The sequence below is a fragment of the Aeromonas sp. DNRA1 genome, from assembly GCF_963888745.1.
In the GTDB taxonomy this organism is placed as follows: Bacteria; Pseudomonadota; Gammaproteobacteria; order Enterobacterales; family Aeromonadaceae; genus Aeromonas; species Aeromonas hydrophila.
The window spans coordinates 814,048-827,496 of record NZ_CAWPKQ010000002.1; the positions used below are offsets into that span (position 1 = coordinate 814,048).

General features: G+C 62.5%; 13 protein-coding genes. 6 read left to right on the forward strand and 7 right to left on the reverse strand.

The genetic code is table 11. The features are described 5' to 3' along the window. Nucleotides 1–78: 78 nt before the first annotated feature. The 3 genes from AACQ43_RS09800 to AACQ43_RS09810 are packed head-to-tail and all read right to left on the reverse strand — an operon-like array spanning nt 79 to nt 5,224. Nucleotides 79–2,070, reverse strand: a complete 1,992-nt coding sequence (locus AACQ43_RS09800) for an MtrB/PioB family decaheme-associated outer membrane protein (RefSeq protein WP_168967115.1) — start codon at nt 2,068–2,070, stop codon at nt 79–81. 11 nt (nt 2,071–2,081) lie between these two features. Further along, complete coding sequence (locus AACQ43_RS09805) at nt 2,082–3,053, reverse strand: DmsE family decaheme c-type cytochrome (RefSeq protein WP_016351216.1); 972 nt, start codon at nt 3,051–3,053, stop codon at nt 2,082–2,084. A 56-nt stretch (nt 3,054–3,109) separates the two neighbouring features. Next, entirely contained in the window at nt 3,110–5,224 is a 2,115-nt protein-coding gene (locus AACQ43_RS09810) for an OmcA/MtrC family decaheme c-type cytochrome (RefSeq protein ID WP_168967116.1), read from the reverse strand. Nucleotides 5,225–5,471: 247 nt separating this feature from the next. On the opposite strand from AACQ43_RS09810, the gene pdsA reads away from it, so the two are divergent. The 4 genes from pdsA to netD all read left to right on the forward strand — a co-directional run bounded on the left by pdsA (nt 5,472) and on the right by netD (nt 8,517). Beyond that, nucleotides 5,472–6,083 (forward strand): periplasmic diheme shuttle PdsA, encoded by a 612-nt coding sequence (pdsA, locus tag AACQ43_RS09815; RefSeq protein ID WP_021469996.1) that lies wholly within the window; start codon nt 5,472–5,474, stop codon nt 6,081–6,083. Nucleotides 6,084–6,232: 149 nt separating this feature from the next. Continuing rightward, complete coding sequence (gene netB, locus AACQ43_RS09820; protein WP_168967117.1) at nt 6,233–6,850, forward strand: Nrf-like electron transfer protein NetB; 618 nt, start codon at nt 6,233–6,235, stop codon at nt 6,848–6,850. Next, nucleotides 6,847–7,515 carry an Nrf-like electron transfer protein NetC gene (gene netC, locus AACQ43_RS09825; protein ID WP_124252926.1) on the forward strand — a complete coding sequence of 223 codons (669 nt, stop codon included), beginning with the start codon at nt 6,847–6,849 and terminating at the stop codon, nt 7,513–7,515. The genes netB and netC overlap by 4 nt, the downstream gene beginning before the upstream one ends. A gap of 48 nt (nt 7,516–7,563) precedes the next feature. Continuing rightward, nucleotides 7,564–8,517, forward strand: a complete 954-nt coding sequence (gene netD / locus AACQ43_RS09830; protein ID WP_168967118.1) for an Nrf-like electron transfer protein NetD — start codon at nt 7,564–7,566, stop codon at nt 8,515–8,517. Nucleotides 8,518–8,592: 75 nt separating this feature from the next. On the opposite strand, the gene lpxH is transcribed toward netD, so the two are convergent. The 3 genes from lpxH to AACQ43_RS09845 are packed head-to-tail and all read right to left on the reverse strand — an operon-like array spanning nt 8,593 to nt 10,515. Then, nucleotides 8,593–9,318 carry a UDP-2,3-diacylglucosamine diphosphatase gene (lpxH, locus tag AACQ43_RS09835; protein WP_124252925.1) on the reverse strand — a complete coding sequence of 242 codons (726 nt, stop codon included), beginning with the start codon at nt 9,316–9,318 and terminating at the stop codon, nt 8,593–8,595. Beyond that, the gene (locus AACQ43_RS09840; protein ID WP_168967119.1) at nt 9,315–10,028 is read right to left on the reverse strand and encodes a DUF4269 domain-containing protein; all 714 of its coding nucleotides are present in this window, start codon (nt 10,026–10,028) and stop codon (nt 9,315–9,317) included. Before AACQ43_RS09840 ends, lpxH begins: the two co-directional genes overlap by 4 nt. After that, nucleotides 10,018–10,515 (reverse strand): peptidylprolyl isomerase, encoded by a 498-nt coding sequence (locus tag AACQ43_RS09845; RefSeq protein WP_005302674.1) that lies wholly within the window; start codon nt 10,513–10,515, stop codon nt 10,018–10,020. Before AACQ43_RS09845 ends, AACQ43_RS09840 begins: the two co-directional genes overlap by 11 nt. Nucleotides 10,516–10,705: 190 nt before the next feature. Here AACQ43_RS09845 and cysS point away from each other — a divergent pair, with 190 nt between their 5' ends. Then, nucleotides 10,706–12,082 (forward strand): cysteine--tRNA ligase, encoded by a 1,377-nt coding sequence (gene cysS / locus AACQ43_RS09850; RefSeq protein WP_017782367.1) that lies wholly within the window; start codon nt 10,706–10,708, stop codon nt 12,080–12,082. A 239-nt stretch (nt 12,083–12,321) separates the two neighbouring features. Here the strand turns inward: cysS and AACQ43_RS09855 are convergent, their stop codons facing one another. Next, complete coding sequence (locus AACQ43_RS09855; protein ID WP_042067809.1) at nt 12,322–12,681, reverse strand: lysozyme inhibitor LprI family protein; 360 nt, start codon at nt 12,679–12,681, stop codon at nt 12,322–12,324. 95 nt (nt 12,682–12,776) lie between these two features. Here AACQ43_RS09855 and AACQ43_RS09860 point away from each other — a divergent pair, with 95 nt between their 5' ends. Beyond that, nucleotides 12,777–13,391, forward strand: a complete 615-nt coding sequence (locus AACQ43_RS09860) for a hypothetical protein (protein ID WP_168967120.1) — start codon at nt 12,777–12,779, stop codon at nt 13,389–13,391. Nucleotides 13,392–13,449 lie beyond the last annotated feature (58 nt).

Sequence of the window (13,449 nt, forward strand, 5' to 3'; positions counted from 1 at the left end):
GGGGAGCCTGGGCTCCCCTCTTTATTGTTGGGCTGACAACCCAGGGTGTCAGCCCTTATCCGGCGCGCAATCGCGCTTTTAGAACTTGTAGAGCCAGGAGACGGCGGTGAAGTAGCCGTTGTAGTCCTGGTTCAGGTTGCCGAGGTTGCGCTCTTCGCCGGTGTAGAGGTAATCCACGTCCTGGAAGTATTCGTAGCGCACATCCCAGCGCAGCGAATGCTGCTTGGTCAGCTGATAGAGGGCGTAGCCTTCCAGCCGGTGCTGCTTGCTGGTGAGATCCGGGTAGTCATAGCCCTTGCTGGCGTTGGTTTTGCCGCGGCCATAGGCGAAGCTGTAATCGAGCCCGAGCTCGAGATCCCGGTCAAACGCCTTCTTCTGGGTGAGCCCGAGCCCGAGGGTGGTGATCTCGTCGCGCACCGCCGTGCTGTAGGGATCCCAGTCAGGTGCACCAGTGTAGGCGTGGTTCTGGCTGGAGGTGATCCATTGCAGGTTGCTGAACAGGTGGCCGCTCAGGTTGTCGTCGAACTGCTGGTTGAGGGTCAGGTCGATGCCATAATCCTTGCCCTCGCTGCGCCCTATGTCCGGCTCCTTGTAATCATCTCTGGCCCACCACCCTTCGAGGCGGGCATCCATCCCCTCGCTGAACTGATAGCCGAGATCCCCCCTGAGTTCGACCCTGTCCCTGTCCGCCAGATAGAACTGGCGCAGGGTCGGGCTGCCGTTGCCACCGGCGCTGTCGTGGCGCCAGTCCGAGCCGTCGCGGGTGCTCCAGGCAAGCTTGCCGCCCAGTTGCAGCGCCCCGGCCGGGCGGTAGCGCCCCTTGAGGAACAGGGTGTGCTCGTCGGTGTCCTGCCGGTCGGCCTGCTCGCGCTGATCGGCCTTGTACTGATAGCCGGTGGTGAGCTTGACCGAGCGGCTGAGCCGGTAGTCGGCCGCCAGATCCGCCTTGCTGCGGGTGCGATCGCTCTTGCCGCGCTGCTTGCCGACCACCGCGTATTCATCGGACTTGTCCTTGCGGTCCCGATACTCGCCGCCGGCGCGCAGGGTGAGATCCCGGCCAAAGCGGCCTACCCACTTGGCGTCGGCCTGCAGGGTGCTTACCTCGCCGTGGAAGTCATCCTGGGTGATGGGGGCGTTGCGAAACGCGGTCAGGCTGCCGTTGGAGGTGGCCTGGCTGGTGAGCACGCGGCCGGTCAGGCTCTGCCGGTCCCAGTTGTACTGGCCGGAAAGGCTCAGCTGGTGGAAGTTGTTGTCCGGCTCGTAGGCGCGCTCGTTGTCGTAAGGGTCGGCGACGCTGCCATAGTAGAGCGCCGTGTCATCGGTACGGTAGAGGGAGCCGTTGTAGGCGAGATCGACCAGCCAGCCTTCTCCCAGGTAGCTGACACCGCTCTTGACCAGAGTGGTCGAGCTGCCGTCGACGGGCTTGGGCAAGAGGCCTGGCCCGCTGCCGATGCCGGGCACGCTCGACTGGTAGTAGGCGAGGGTGGCCTCTTTTTTCTCATGAGAAAAATCGGCGTAGGGGCGCCACGGGCTCTTCGGTGTATAGGCGAGCCCGGCGGTCAGCTTCTTGCGCACCACCTCCTTGTCGAACTCGGCCAGCGACCCCTGGGTCAGCGGGCTCTCGCCCGGCTGATAGACGCTGCGGCCGTGGCTGTTCCAGTAGAAGGGGGATTCCGAGTAGCCCAGCCGGGCACGCATACCGTCGTAGTGGCCCTGTTCGGTCGCCAGGCTGAAGCGCTCCATACCGAGGTTTTTTACCTCCAGGCTGCCGTAGCGGGAGCCTTCTCCCCGGTATTGCAGGTCGGCGTTGAAGATGCCGAGCATGCCGCTGTCCTGCTGGCTGGGCACCCAGTTGCGAAAGCGGGTGGCGCCATCGTCGTTGGCATAGCCGGCACCCAGCCCTACCTCGCCAAACCAGCCCTCATCGCGCTCGCAGGACTTGCAGCTCCAGCGCTCGGTCTTGGCCGGTTTGCTCTGCTGCAGGGCGTAATCCCCGACTGCCAGCGGCTCCTCGGCCGCCTGGGCCGAGCAGACCGCCAGCAGGGAAAGCCAAAGTGTTGAGTATTTCATGACTTCTCTCCTCAGCGCCGCAGTGATTGACCGTTGGGATGGTTGGTCCCGTGGATCTGGTTATGACAGTTCAGGCAACTGCCGCCACGCACCTTGAGATCCCCCTCGGGGATGGAGACGTTGGCATGGGGCACGCTGTGACACTCCTGGCACAGCTGGGGTACCCGCTTGTTGAGCAGCGCCTGGTTGATGGAGCCGTGCGGGCTGTGGCAGAGGGAGCAATCCTCGGTCACCGGTTCGTGTTCCCACAGGAAGGGGCCCCGTTTCTCGGCGTGGCACTCGTAGCAGCTCTCGTTGAGGCTGGGCTGCTTGAGGCTGGCCTCGTTCTGCGACTGGTGCGGGTTGTGACAGCTGGAGCAGGGTAGCTCGCCATTGAGAATGGGGTGGCTGGTGCGCTTGTGCAGATCGGCCTTCTGCTGGGCGTGGCAGCTGGTACAGGTCTCCACCTGCAGCTTGCTGTCCATCACCGGATCCTTGGCCTGGTGCAGGCTGTGGCAGCTGGTGCAGGAGACATCCTCCACCGCGTGAGCACTGGCATGCCAGCCCATCCGTTGGGTATCGGTGTGGCAGGAGAGACAGACGCTGTTCTGCTTCTCCACCGGGACCGGCGAGTCGGGGCCGAAGGTGATCATGGGTTCCCGCTTCTGCCCCTTGCGGGGATTGCGCGGGTGGTTGCCGGCGGGGCCGTGGCAAGCTTCACACTGCTTGTCGGCCATCGGCCCATTCTGGTTACCGAGGTTGCCGTGCACATTGTGGAAGATGCCGGTGGCGGGCTTGCGCGAGTCGGCATCGTGGCACTTGAGGCAGGTATCGGCCCCCTTGGGGGAGTATTTGCCCTGGTCGAATTTCTGGTCGAGGGTGGCCTCGACCTGCAGGCGCGGATCGGCATCGGCCGCCGGCTGGGCATCGCTTTTGGCCCAGACCGGCAGGCAACCGAGTGCCAGCAAACCCGCCAGGAGCCACTGCGGGGTGATTCTTTTCATATCGTGTCCTTCAACGGCAAAGGGCCGGGGGGAGGCATCTCCCCGGCCTGGTAGTCTCAACGGAAGTCATACACCTTGTGAACCTTGTCGACGCCCTGCTCCTGCCCGACGGCATGACAGGACGCGCACTGTTCAACCCCGGTGGCGGCCTCTATCGTCTCTGCACCAAAGATGGCGCCGTTGTTCTTCATGTGGGTGGCCCACTCATCCCCGGCGACCGGGTTGTCCGGCTTGACCAGCCCCAGCGGCGACTTGAGGTGGCAGCTGGCGCAGACCACCAGGGTCGGACTGAAGAACTTGGGCTGCTTGTTGTCCGCCGTGGTCGCCACTAGCGAGGGTCGTTCGTTCTGCTGGTTGGGCAGGTTGTACTGACCCTTGGTGTGGCAGGACTCGCAGTTGTTCAGCTTGCCCGGGAAGGTGGCATCACCGCTGCGATGGGAGCCGAAGGCGTGGAAGGAGTGCACGTGGTACTTCAGATCCCCCGGCACACCGGCATAGAAGGAGGTGCGGGTGGCGTTGTGACAGCTGGTGCACTGGGCGAAGTCCTTGGAGGCGTGGGCCGAGCCCGCGTTGCCTTCGGTGTGGACTGCCAGGTCCTTGTGACAGCCGTTGCAGGAGGCCAGATCCGCGCCTGCCTTGAGCACATAGCTGCCGTCGACTCCGCCTTCGACCCGGAAATAGGCCTTGACCGGGTTGATGGCCACGTAGGAGAGGGCGCTGGCGGTGCTGCTGCAGGGAAGCAGATCCCCGGCGGCGAAGGCACCGTTGCGATCCGCCTTGCGGGCCACGCACACCTGCAGCTCGGCGACCGTGGCCGCCAGGGTGCCGGTCACCTCGTTACCCACCTCTTTACGGCACAGGAAGCTGCCGCCGCCCTGGCTTTCGCACTTGGTGAAGTCAATCTTGTTGCCGGCGACGAAGGTCTGCGGGTTGGTGTAGCCCAGCTCGAAGCCGCTGCCCTGATCCCAGTTGACCAGCACGTAGGGAGCCTTGGCCAGATCGCCGTACTTGATGTACTTGAGCACCCCGTCCATGGTCTCGACCGGCGTGCCGTTGGCGGTCACGGTCAGCTCGACCTCGATGTTGGGCGCGGCGTAGCGCACGTCGTCAAACTTGAACACCAGCTTGTCGCGACCGGCGGCCTCGTTGGCGAGGTAGCCCATGTGCACGCTGCTGGGGGACTTGGTGTTGCCGGGCGTTTCGGCGTGGCACTGGGTACAGAGGGTGCCGCTGTTGATCTTGCCGTTGATGTGGCTGACGTAGCCGGTCGCCGTGGTGGAGTCCGCGTGGCAGGCGCCGCAGGGTTTTTCCTGGGCGTGCTGCCAGTTGTTGGCATCCGGGGTGGTCGGAGTGACGCCCTTGTGGCAGGTGTCGCAGTTGCGCGGATCCTGCGGGAAGTGGCTCACCAGCTTGGTGGCGGTGGCATCCAGGTTGCCGTGCAGCTTGTGCACCAGGGTGGTCAGATCGCCCCGTCCGCTGCCGGGCACGCTCTCGTTGTGGCAGGTGACGCAGAGCTTGGGATCGGCCCGGTTGCTGTGGTGAATAGGCTGCTTCATGTGGCAGCTGTCGCAGCTCTGCTGCTCCAGGATGTCGCGGGTCAGCAGCGGCGGCGTGCCGGCCGGTACCCAGTCCAGCACGTAGTCGGTGACCGGAATGCCGTTGCTGCCGCCAAAGTAGATGCCGAGGCGGTGGGTCGCTGCCTCATCCCAGCGGATCAAGCCGTTGTTGTCCTGCGAATCGCTCGGATAAGGGTCGCGCACCGTGGTGGCATTGAAGGAGAAGGTGTAGCGGTACTGGCCATTGCCAAGGGCTTCCAGCTTGCCGCCGTTCTCGCCGGTAGGCCGGTTGTTCTTGGTGCTGTAAATGAAGCTCTTCCAGATGACAGGGTCTTCCCGTTTGGCATCGCGGCCGGGGATCACCTTTGCCAGGGTGAAGGAGGGAAGGGTGGTTCCCAGCTCATAACCCTTGCCTTGCTTGTCGGTTACTTTGAATTGCACCGAGAGCTGACCGCTCTCGCCAAGTTGTGGGGTGGAGGCCGAGATCACCAGCGAATCTGGGGTTCCCGGAGGGGGAGGAGGTGGATCCGTCTTGTCGTTGCCATCACCGCCGCCCCCACAGGAGGAGAGGGTGAACACCATTGCTGAAGCCACCAATACTTTCCAGTATTTCATTGTTTTATCCTTTTTTATCGGACTTATTGTTCCATATATGAGCCAGCTCAAAAAATTCCCAAAAAGATACCACTTAAGGGTCAAAAGAGGACTAAATACGGTATAAATCATTTCCATCTTAATTGTAAGGTTTATATATTAGACGGCGTTGATCTAAGTCTCAAAAACGGATCGAAAATCAACCTTGAGTATAAAAATGTCTGTTTTTACTGGGGTTTATAGACCTTTTCTGGAAGAGGGATAAGAAATGAAACGCAGTGTGAAGCTGGAAATACTGGGACTGTCGTTACTTTTGGGCTCTATTGGCACTGCACATGCCAGCCTGGACTCATTGGTGGATACATGTAACTCATGTCATGGAAATCAGGGGATCAGCACCCAGAACGATATTCCGACTATTGCAGGACTGGCAGAATCAAATCTTGCCGAGCAGATGCGCACCTACCTGGACGGCCGGCCGGCCAAGACCGTTAATCATGTCACCGGTGACACCAGCAAGAAGGGGAACATGACCGACATTGTTAAGGGCCTTAGCGACGAGCAGATCGACGAGTTGGCGGCGCACTATGCCGAGCTGCCCTACAAGCCGATGAAGCAGCCGTTCGATGCGGCGCTGGCCAAGGCGGGGCAGAAACTGCACGACGACTCCGGCTGCAAGAAGTGCCACTCCGAAGGGGGATCGGTGGCCGAAGACGAGGCCTCCATCCTCGCCGGCCAGCCCAAAGGCTACCTGCTGACCTCCCTGCAGGAGTTCAAGGCCGGCAAGCGCAGCAACGACGAGAAGATGAACAAGGCCATCATCGCCATGAGCGATGCCGACCTCAAGGCGCTGGCCGAGTACTACGCCAGCCAGCAGTAACGTCGCTGCCCCTCCCGTTGACGCAGCCACCCCGCTTCTGGCGGGGTGTGGTCTCGTGTTCATGACCGTCAAAGGAGCTGTCACCAGCTCCTTTTTGTTGCCAGGCGGGCAGACGGCACCCGGCGGGTGCCACCGTTTCGGAGTTTCCTATGAAAAAGATCATCAAGTGGCTGCTGCTCGCCTCCCTCGCTCTGGGGGCGGGTCAGCTGGCGCTGGCAGCCGATGCCACGCCAGCCGCGGCGAGTGCCGCATCCAGTGCCGATCAGGCAGCGCAACCCACCCTGGCTGAACGGCAGGCCAAGGCGGAAAAGAAGAAAGCCGCCGCCAAGAAGGCCGCGGCCCGTTTCGCCAAGTGCGAGAAGTGCCACGACGGGGAGGAGGGGATGCACGGCAAGCATGGTCAGGTCACCAACCCCAACACGGGGGAGCAGGTCACCTGCACCAACTGCCACGGCAATGCGTCGGCCGATCACCGTAAACAGCGCGGCGGCATGGTCGATGTGATGCGCTTTGGCAATGACGCCTTCCCGTTGAGCCAGCAAAACGGCGTCTGCATGAGCTGCCATGAACCGGACGATTTGCGCAAGGCCCTGTGGGCTCACGACGTACACGCCACCCGGATCAGCTGCACCAGCTGTCACCAGTTGCACCCGGCCAAGGAGCCCATGGTGGGGATCCCCGAGAAGTCGCGCATCAAGCTGTGCGTCGACTGTCACCGCAAGCAGCACGAGGCCAGCCTCGGCGCCGCCGTCAAGGAGGGTTCATGAGCACGACCCGCCGCGACTTCATGGTGGGCATGAGCGCCGGCGCCCTGATCCTGCTGACGGGGGCCCCGCGTGCCCTGGCCAACAGCATGACCATCAAGGGCGTGCGCTACGGCATGATCCACGACGAGACGGCCTGCATCGGCTGCACCGCCTGCATGGACGCCTGCCGCGAGGTGAACCAGGTGCCGGCAGGAGTGGCCCGCCTGCAGATCCTGCGCAGCGGCCCGGTGGGGGAGTATCCGGCGCAGGAGTACCGCTTCTTTCGCAAATCCTGCCAGCACTGCGACAACGCCCCCTGCGTGCACGTCTGCCCGACCGGCGCCTCTCACATCCGGGCGGAGGATGGCATCGTCGACATCAACTCCGACCTCTGCGTCGGCTGTCGCTATTGCCTGGCCGCCTGCCCCTATCAGGTGCGCTTCATCAACCCGGTTACCCGCGTTGCCGACAAGTGCGACTTCTGCCGCAAGACCAATCTGGCGGCGGGCAAGCAACCCGCCTGCGTGGAAGCCTGCCCGACCAAGGCGCTGGTGTTCGGCAATCTGGACGATCCCAACAGCCCCATCGCCAAGCGGCTGGTGCAGGAGACCACCTATCGCTACAAGCAGTTCCTCGGTACCTCGCCCAAGATGTACCGGGTGCCGAAAGGGGAGGTGAAGTCATGATCCCATCTCATCCGTATGACGCGGACTGGCTGATAGGAGGGAAGCACCATGTGGCATGATGCGTTTCACTTCGACTCGCTGGTGTGGGATGGCCCCATCGCCATCTACCTGTTCCTGCTCGGCATCTCGGCAGGCTCGGCCACCCTCTCGGTGCTGCTGCGCCGCCAGGGAGCCGGCAGCGAGAGCGGCATCATCAAGGCGACCGCCATTCTGGCGCCGGTAAGCGTCGTGTTGGGGCTGCTTATCCTCATCTTCCACCTGGCCCGTCCCTGGACCTTCTGGAAGCTGATGTTCCACTACCAGTTCGACTCCGTGATGTCGATGGGGGTCATGCTGTTCCAGATCTACATGGCGGTGCTGTTCGCCTGGCTGGCAGTGGTGTTTCGAGCCGAGATCGAGGCCCTGCGCCGGCAACTGCTGGTGGACAAGCTCGCCTTTGTGGACGGTCTGATTGGCTGGCTCGCCCGTATCGAGCGGCTGCTGGCGCCGCTGTTGTTGCTGCTGGCCGTGCTGCTCGGGGCCTACACCGGCTTTCTGCTCTCCGCCCTCAAGACCTACCCCATGCTCAACAACCCGATCCTGCCGGCGCTGTTTCTGGTCTCCGGCATCAGCTCGGGGGTGGCTTCCACCATCTTGCTGGCGGTCACCCTGTTTCGGGAGGATGGTCACAGCCGCGGGGTGAGCTTCGTGCATCGCTTCGAGCGGCCCATCGTCGCCATCGAGCTGTTCCTGCTGCTCTGCTTTTTCACCGGCCTCTACTTTGGTGGCGGCCAGCGGGAAGCGGCCATGTGGGCGGCCATCGGAGGCGGTTTCTGGTCCCAGGTGTTCTGGTTCGGGGTCATCGGGCTGGGGATCCTGCTGCCCCAGCTGCTGGGGCGGGTGGGCAGTCCGGCCAAGGCCCATCAACCGGCTCGGCTGGTACTTATCTGCAGCCTGAGCCTGGTGGGGATATTGCTGCTGCGCTACTTCATCCTCTACGCGGGGCAGATGACGGTGATGTAGCCGTTATAGAGGTAGATCGCAGGCAAACAAAAGGCGGGATCTTCCCGCCTTTTTTATTGCCGCCAGCCAGCTTGGTCAGATCAGCGCGCGCTGCTCGAGGCGCTGCTCGCCGGGGTGGCAGACCAGCACCGAGCCCTGCTCGAACCAGTCCCCCAGCACGATGCGCCGCGCCGGGTGGCCGTCGAGGCTGAAGTCGTGGATGGCGGGCCTGTGGGTGTGGCCGTGGATCATCATCCGGCAGTCGTGCTGGCGCAGCATCTGGTCCACCGCCGCCGGGGTCACGTCCATGATGCGCTGGCTCTTGTGGGCGTTTTCCATCTGGCTCTGGCCACGCATCTTGTGGGCGATGGCCTGGCGGCGCGCGAGCGGCAGGCGCAAGAACAACCAGCGCAGCCACTTGAGCTGGGTGATGCGGCGAAACTTCTGGTAACCCTCATCCAGGGTGCAGAGCAGATCGCCGTGGCTCAGCACCACCCGCTCGCCGTAGAGCTCGATGACGCAGGGATCCCCCAGCAATGTCATGCCGGCGCGCTTGGCAAAGGCATGGCCCAGCAAGAAGTCGCGGTTGCCGTGAATGAAATAGAGCGGCACCCCCTGCTGGCTGAGGGCCGCAAAGGCGTCGGCCACCTCGCCGTGGAGGGGATTGGGATCATCGTCGCCAATCCAGAATTCAAACAGATCGCCCAACACATAGAGGGCATCGGCGCCGGGGGCGTCGTGCGCCAGAAAGCGCACCAGGGCGGCGGTCATGTCGGGCCGCTGGGCACACAGGTGAATGTCGCTTATAAAGAGGGTGCTCATGAGAAAGTGTGCTGGGCCCTGTTGAGGTGGCTGGAAGTGGAACTGGTATTGGAGCTAGCAGTGAAGTGGGGGCTCGTTGTCACCGGCTGCCACACCAGTGAGGCAAGCTCGCCGCCCTCCAGGGTGAGCAGCGCGGCATACGGGTCGCCGGCAAGGCCCAGCAAGTGACACATGGCCGCTTCCCCTTTGAGCCCTTCATCCAAGCGCAGGCGCAGCACTTGGTGATAAAACGCCGCGCCGAAGCGCTCAAGCAGGGCAGCCATCAGGCTGAGGTGGCGCCAGCCGTTGAGGCGCTCGAGGGGATCTGGGGTGAGGTAGAGCTCAAGGGGCCAAGGGTGGCCATCGGCGCCGGTGACGCTCTGCTCGGCGAGCCAGATGTCAGCACTCTTTTGCGCAACCCGCCAGCCTTGGGCGGCCAGCGTCGCGGCAAACGTGGCCGGCTCCGGATGCTGGCAGACGATGTCGAGATCGCTGCCGGGGCGGTCGAGCCCGATGGCCACCGTGCTCACCAGCGCCAGGTCGCTGCACTGCGCTGTCAGCATATCCCACACCCCGGCGGTGAGCAGGGCATGGGCCGAGCGTTGACGCGGGTTGCCGTGGGTCAGGTAGTCGAGACGGCGCCAGTCGATGGGGCCGGCCTTCGCAGATGGAAAAACTGCGGCCGGGGCCGCAGTCAGTTCATCTCGCAGAAGGCAGAGATCACTCGGCAAGGGTCACCTTGGTGATCACCACGTCTTCGGTTGGCACGTCCTGGTGGATGCGGCCGTAGTTACCGGTTTTGACGCCCTTGATCTTGTTGACCACGTCCATGCCGGCGGTCACTTCACCGAATACGCAGTAGCCGAAGCCCTGGGTGGTGGCGGATTTGAAGTCGAGGAAGTCGTTGTTGTTCACGTTGATGAAGAACTGGGCGCTGGCAGAGTGCGGCTCCATGGTGCGGGCCATGGCGATGGTGCCGACCTTGTTGGACAGGCCGTTGGCCGCTTCGTTCTTGATGGGGGCGCGGGTGTCTTTCTCTTCGAAACCAGGGGCATAGCCGCCGCCCTGGATCATGAAGCCGTCGATGACGCGGTGGAAGATGGTGTTGTCGTAGTGACCGTCACGGCAGTATTGCAGGAAGTTGGCCACGGTTTCCGGGGCTTTTTCAGCGTTCAGGGTGAGGGTGATGTCGCCGTGATTGGTGTGCAGAGTGACCATGATATGTCCTTTCATTTGATGCGGGCGACGAGGTGCCCGCAGGTGTATGGCATAAAGTGGTGGCAATTCTAGCCCATCAGGGCCCTGCGGCATAGATGGTGCGCCTGATCCGGCACGTTTTCTGCCTCGTTTTCTACGCGCGATGCGGGTAGAATGGCAGGCCATTTTACTCACAGGCAGTGGTCATAAGATGCTGAAGATATACAACACACTCACTCGTCAAAAAGAAGAATTCAAACCTATCCACCCGGGCAAGGTGGGCATGTATGTGTGTGGCGTCACTATCTACGATCACTGTCATATCGGCCACGGCCGCACCTTCGTCGCCTTCGACGTCGTGGCCCGTTACCTGCGTTACAGCGGTTATCAGCTCAACTACGTGCGCAACGTCACCGACGTGGACGACAAGATCATCAAGCGCGCCGCCGAAACCGGCGTCACCTGTGACGACCTGACCGAGCGCCTGATCGGCGACATGCACGCCGACTTCGATGCCCTCGGCATGGTGCGCCCGGACGTCGAACCGCGCGCCACCCAGCACATCGGCGAGATCATCGAGCTGGTGCAATCCCTGCTGGATAAAGAGCACGCCTACGTGGCCGACAACGGCGATGTGATGTTCATCGTCGACTCCTACGCCGACTACGGCAAGCTTTCCGGCCAGGATCTGGAGCAACTGCAGGCCGGCGCTCGCGTTGACGTGGTGGATGCCAAGCGCAACCCGCTCGACTTCGTGCTGTGGAAGATGTCCAAGCCTGGCGAGCCGACCTGGGACAGCCCCTGGGGCCCGGGCCGTCCTGGCTGGCACATCGAGTGCTCCGCCATGAACTCCAAGCACCTTGGCAACCACTTCGACATCCACGGCGGCGGCTCCGATCTGCAGTTCCCGCACCACGAGAACGAGATCGCCCAGTCCTGCTGCGCCCACGGTGGCGACTACGTCAACACCTGGATGCACAGCGGTATGGTGATGGTGGACAAAGAGAAGATGTCCAAGTCCCTTGGCAACTTCTTCACCATCCGTGACGTGCTGGCTCACTACGACGCCGAAACCGTCCGTTACTTCCTGATGTCTGGCCACTACCGCAGCCAGCTCAACTACTCGGAAGACAACCTGAAGCAAGCCCGCGCCGCGCTGGAGCGGATGTACACCGCCCTGCGCGATCTGCCGGCGGCCGCTGCGGCCGGTGGCGACGAGCAGGTGGCGCGCTTCAAGGAAGCCATGGACGATGACTTCAATACCCCGGAAGCCTACTCCGCCCTGTTCGATCTGGTGCGCGAGATCAACCGCCAGAAGGGGGAAGACATGGCCGTTGCTGCCGCGCTGGGCGCCCGCCTGCGGGAACTCGGTGCCGTGCTCGGCATCCTGCAACAGGATCCGGATGCTTTCTTGAAGGGCGATGAAGCGGACGAAGAGGTTGCCGAAATCGAGCAACTGATCGCCCAGCGCAATCAAGCCCGTGCCGACAAGAACTGGGCCGCTGCCGACGCCGCCCGCAACCGTCTCACCGAGATGGGCATAGTGCTGGAAGACAGCGCCGGCAAGACCAGCTGGCGCCGTGCCTAAGGCCGGTGGCCCTGTTGGTGCCTGATGCCAACAGGTTGACCTAATAAAAAACCGCAGCCCTGGGGCTGCGGTTTTTTTGTGGCCTGTCGTGAAGTCTCGGCATCCTTCAGTCTGATCCCCTCGCCCCTTGGGGGAGAGGGCAAGGGTGAGGGGGGCTCATGTCATTACTCGCCGGAGTGCCGCTAAACCGTTTGTTTCTAGACCCCCAAGTTCATACCTAACCTGGTTGGAGCCTCTGATTATGGCTGGTCCAGCAGTGCGTTCAGGTCTTTGGTGCGCAGCTCGGTGAGATTGGTGAGGCAACTGCTATGTACGAGGGGCGCGATAGTCCCTCCTTCATAGACACCTGCCTCGTAACGGCATTGTGCATCACGAAATGTGATCCAAGCGCGCTGTGCTGTTTTCAGCCTGCCAAGTTGGTCCTTATCAAGCGTTGCAACCAGCTTCCTGTAGGCGGCGTTGAGCTTGGCATCGGCCTGCTGGTAATCCTGAAACGCACAGATGTTCATGTCGGTTTGTGTCACCGGCGCAGTACAATCCTGCTCGGCCTGAACGGCAGTGGTTGCCAGCAAGAGCAACAGGGCGGGATAGAGTCTCAAGAGGCTGTTCCTTTGTGGTAGCGAGGGGGCCAATATACGGCATAAACCGGCCCGATGGCGGCTCTGTTTTTCAAGAATAACAAGGAGATGACATCATGAAGCTGAACTTGGGGCCGTTTCTCGCCCTGCCTCTGCTGGCGTCCGGGCTGCCTGTGGCCGCCACTGCCCCCGATATGCAGGCCCAAACTCGCGCCAAGGTGGCCGAGTTTCTGGTCTGGGAACGCGAGGTCAAACCGAGTGGCCTCTATCAGAGCGATCTTGGCGGCGCGCTGCCCACTATCGTCTCCCCCGAGCTGCTCTGCCTGCTCAATGCCGCCTCCAAGGCGCGGGAGATAGCCACTCGCGAAGCCCCGGACGAGAAGCCCCCCTTCGTCGAGGGCAACCCCTTCCTGCCCAATGCCTGGGATCACCTGCTGGGCTCTGAGATACTCTCGTCTCGCGCCATCGACGGTAGCCGGGATCGCAGCGAGGTCAAGGTGCGTTTCACCTTTGGCGAGCCGGGCACCCCGCTCGACGCCCCCAGCGGCACCTACCGTTTTGTCAGCACCTATCTGGTACAGGAAGGGCCGCAGGGCGCCCGCATCACCGACATCGACGCTGGCGGTAGCTGTGATTTCTGCCAATCCGGCAGCCTGCGCGCCGCCCTCTATGAGACGCTCACCGCCTATCCCGCCGCAGGGGGAGAGCAGTGCAAGGGGTTGGGGAAATAGTTTTTTGGTTGGGATGAAGGCATGTTTGGGGAATAGAAATAAAAACCGCAGCTCAAGG

Bases quoted from the DNA above. Each gene is read 5' to 3' on its own strand.
- cysS (WP_017782367.1), top strand. From the start codon at position 10,706: ATGCTGAAGATATACAACACACTCACTCGTCAAAAAGAAGAATTCAAA.
- netB (WP_168967117.1), top strand. From the start codon at position 6,233: ATGAAAAAGATCATCAAGTGGCTGCTGCTCGCCTCCCTCGCTCTGGGG.
- pdsA (WP_021469996.1), top strand. From the start codon at position 5,472: ATGAAACGCAGTGTGAAGCTGGAAATACTGGGACTGTCGTTACTTTTG.
- lpxH (WP_124252925.1), bottom strand. From the start codon at position 9,318: ATGAGCACCCTCTTTATAAGCGACATTCACCTGTGTGCCCAGCGGCCC.
- AACQ43_RS09860 (WP_168967120.1), top strand. From the start codon at position 12,777: ATGAAGCTGAACTTGGGGCCGTTTCTCGCCCTGCCTCTGCTGGCGTCC.
- netC (WP_124252926.1), top strand. From the start codon at position 6,847: ATGAGCACGACCCGCCGCGACTTCATGGTGGGCATGAGCGCCGGCGCC.
- AACQ43_RS09845 (WP_005302674.1), bottom strand. From the start codon at position 10,515: ATGGTCACTCTGCACACCAATCACGGCGACATCACCCTCACCCTGAAC.
- AACQ43_RS09805 (WP_016351216.1), bottom strand. From the start codon at position 3,053: ATGAAAAGAATCACCCCGCAGTGGCTCCTGGCGGGTTTGCTGGCACTC.
- AACQ43_RS09810 (WP_168967116.1), bottom strand. From the start codon at position 5,224: ATGAAATACTGGAAAGTATTGGTGGCTTCAGCAATGGTGTTCACCCTC.
- AACQ43_RS09800 (WP_168967115.1), bottom strand. From the start codon at position 2,070: ATGAAATACTCAACACTTTGGCTTTCCCTGCTGGCGGTCTGCTCGGCC.
- netD (WP_168967118.1), top strand. From the start codon at position 7,564: ATGTGGCATGATGCGTTTCACTTCGACTCGCTGGTGTGGGATGGCCCC.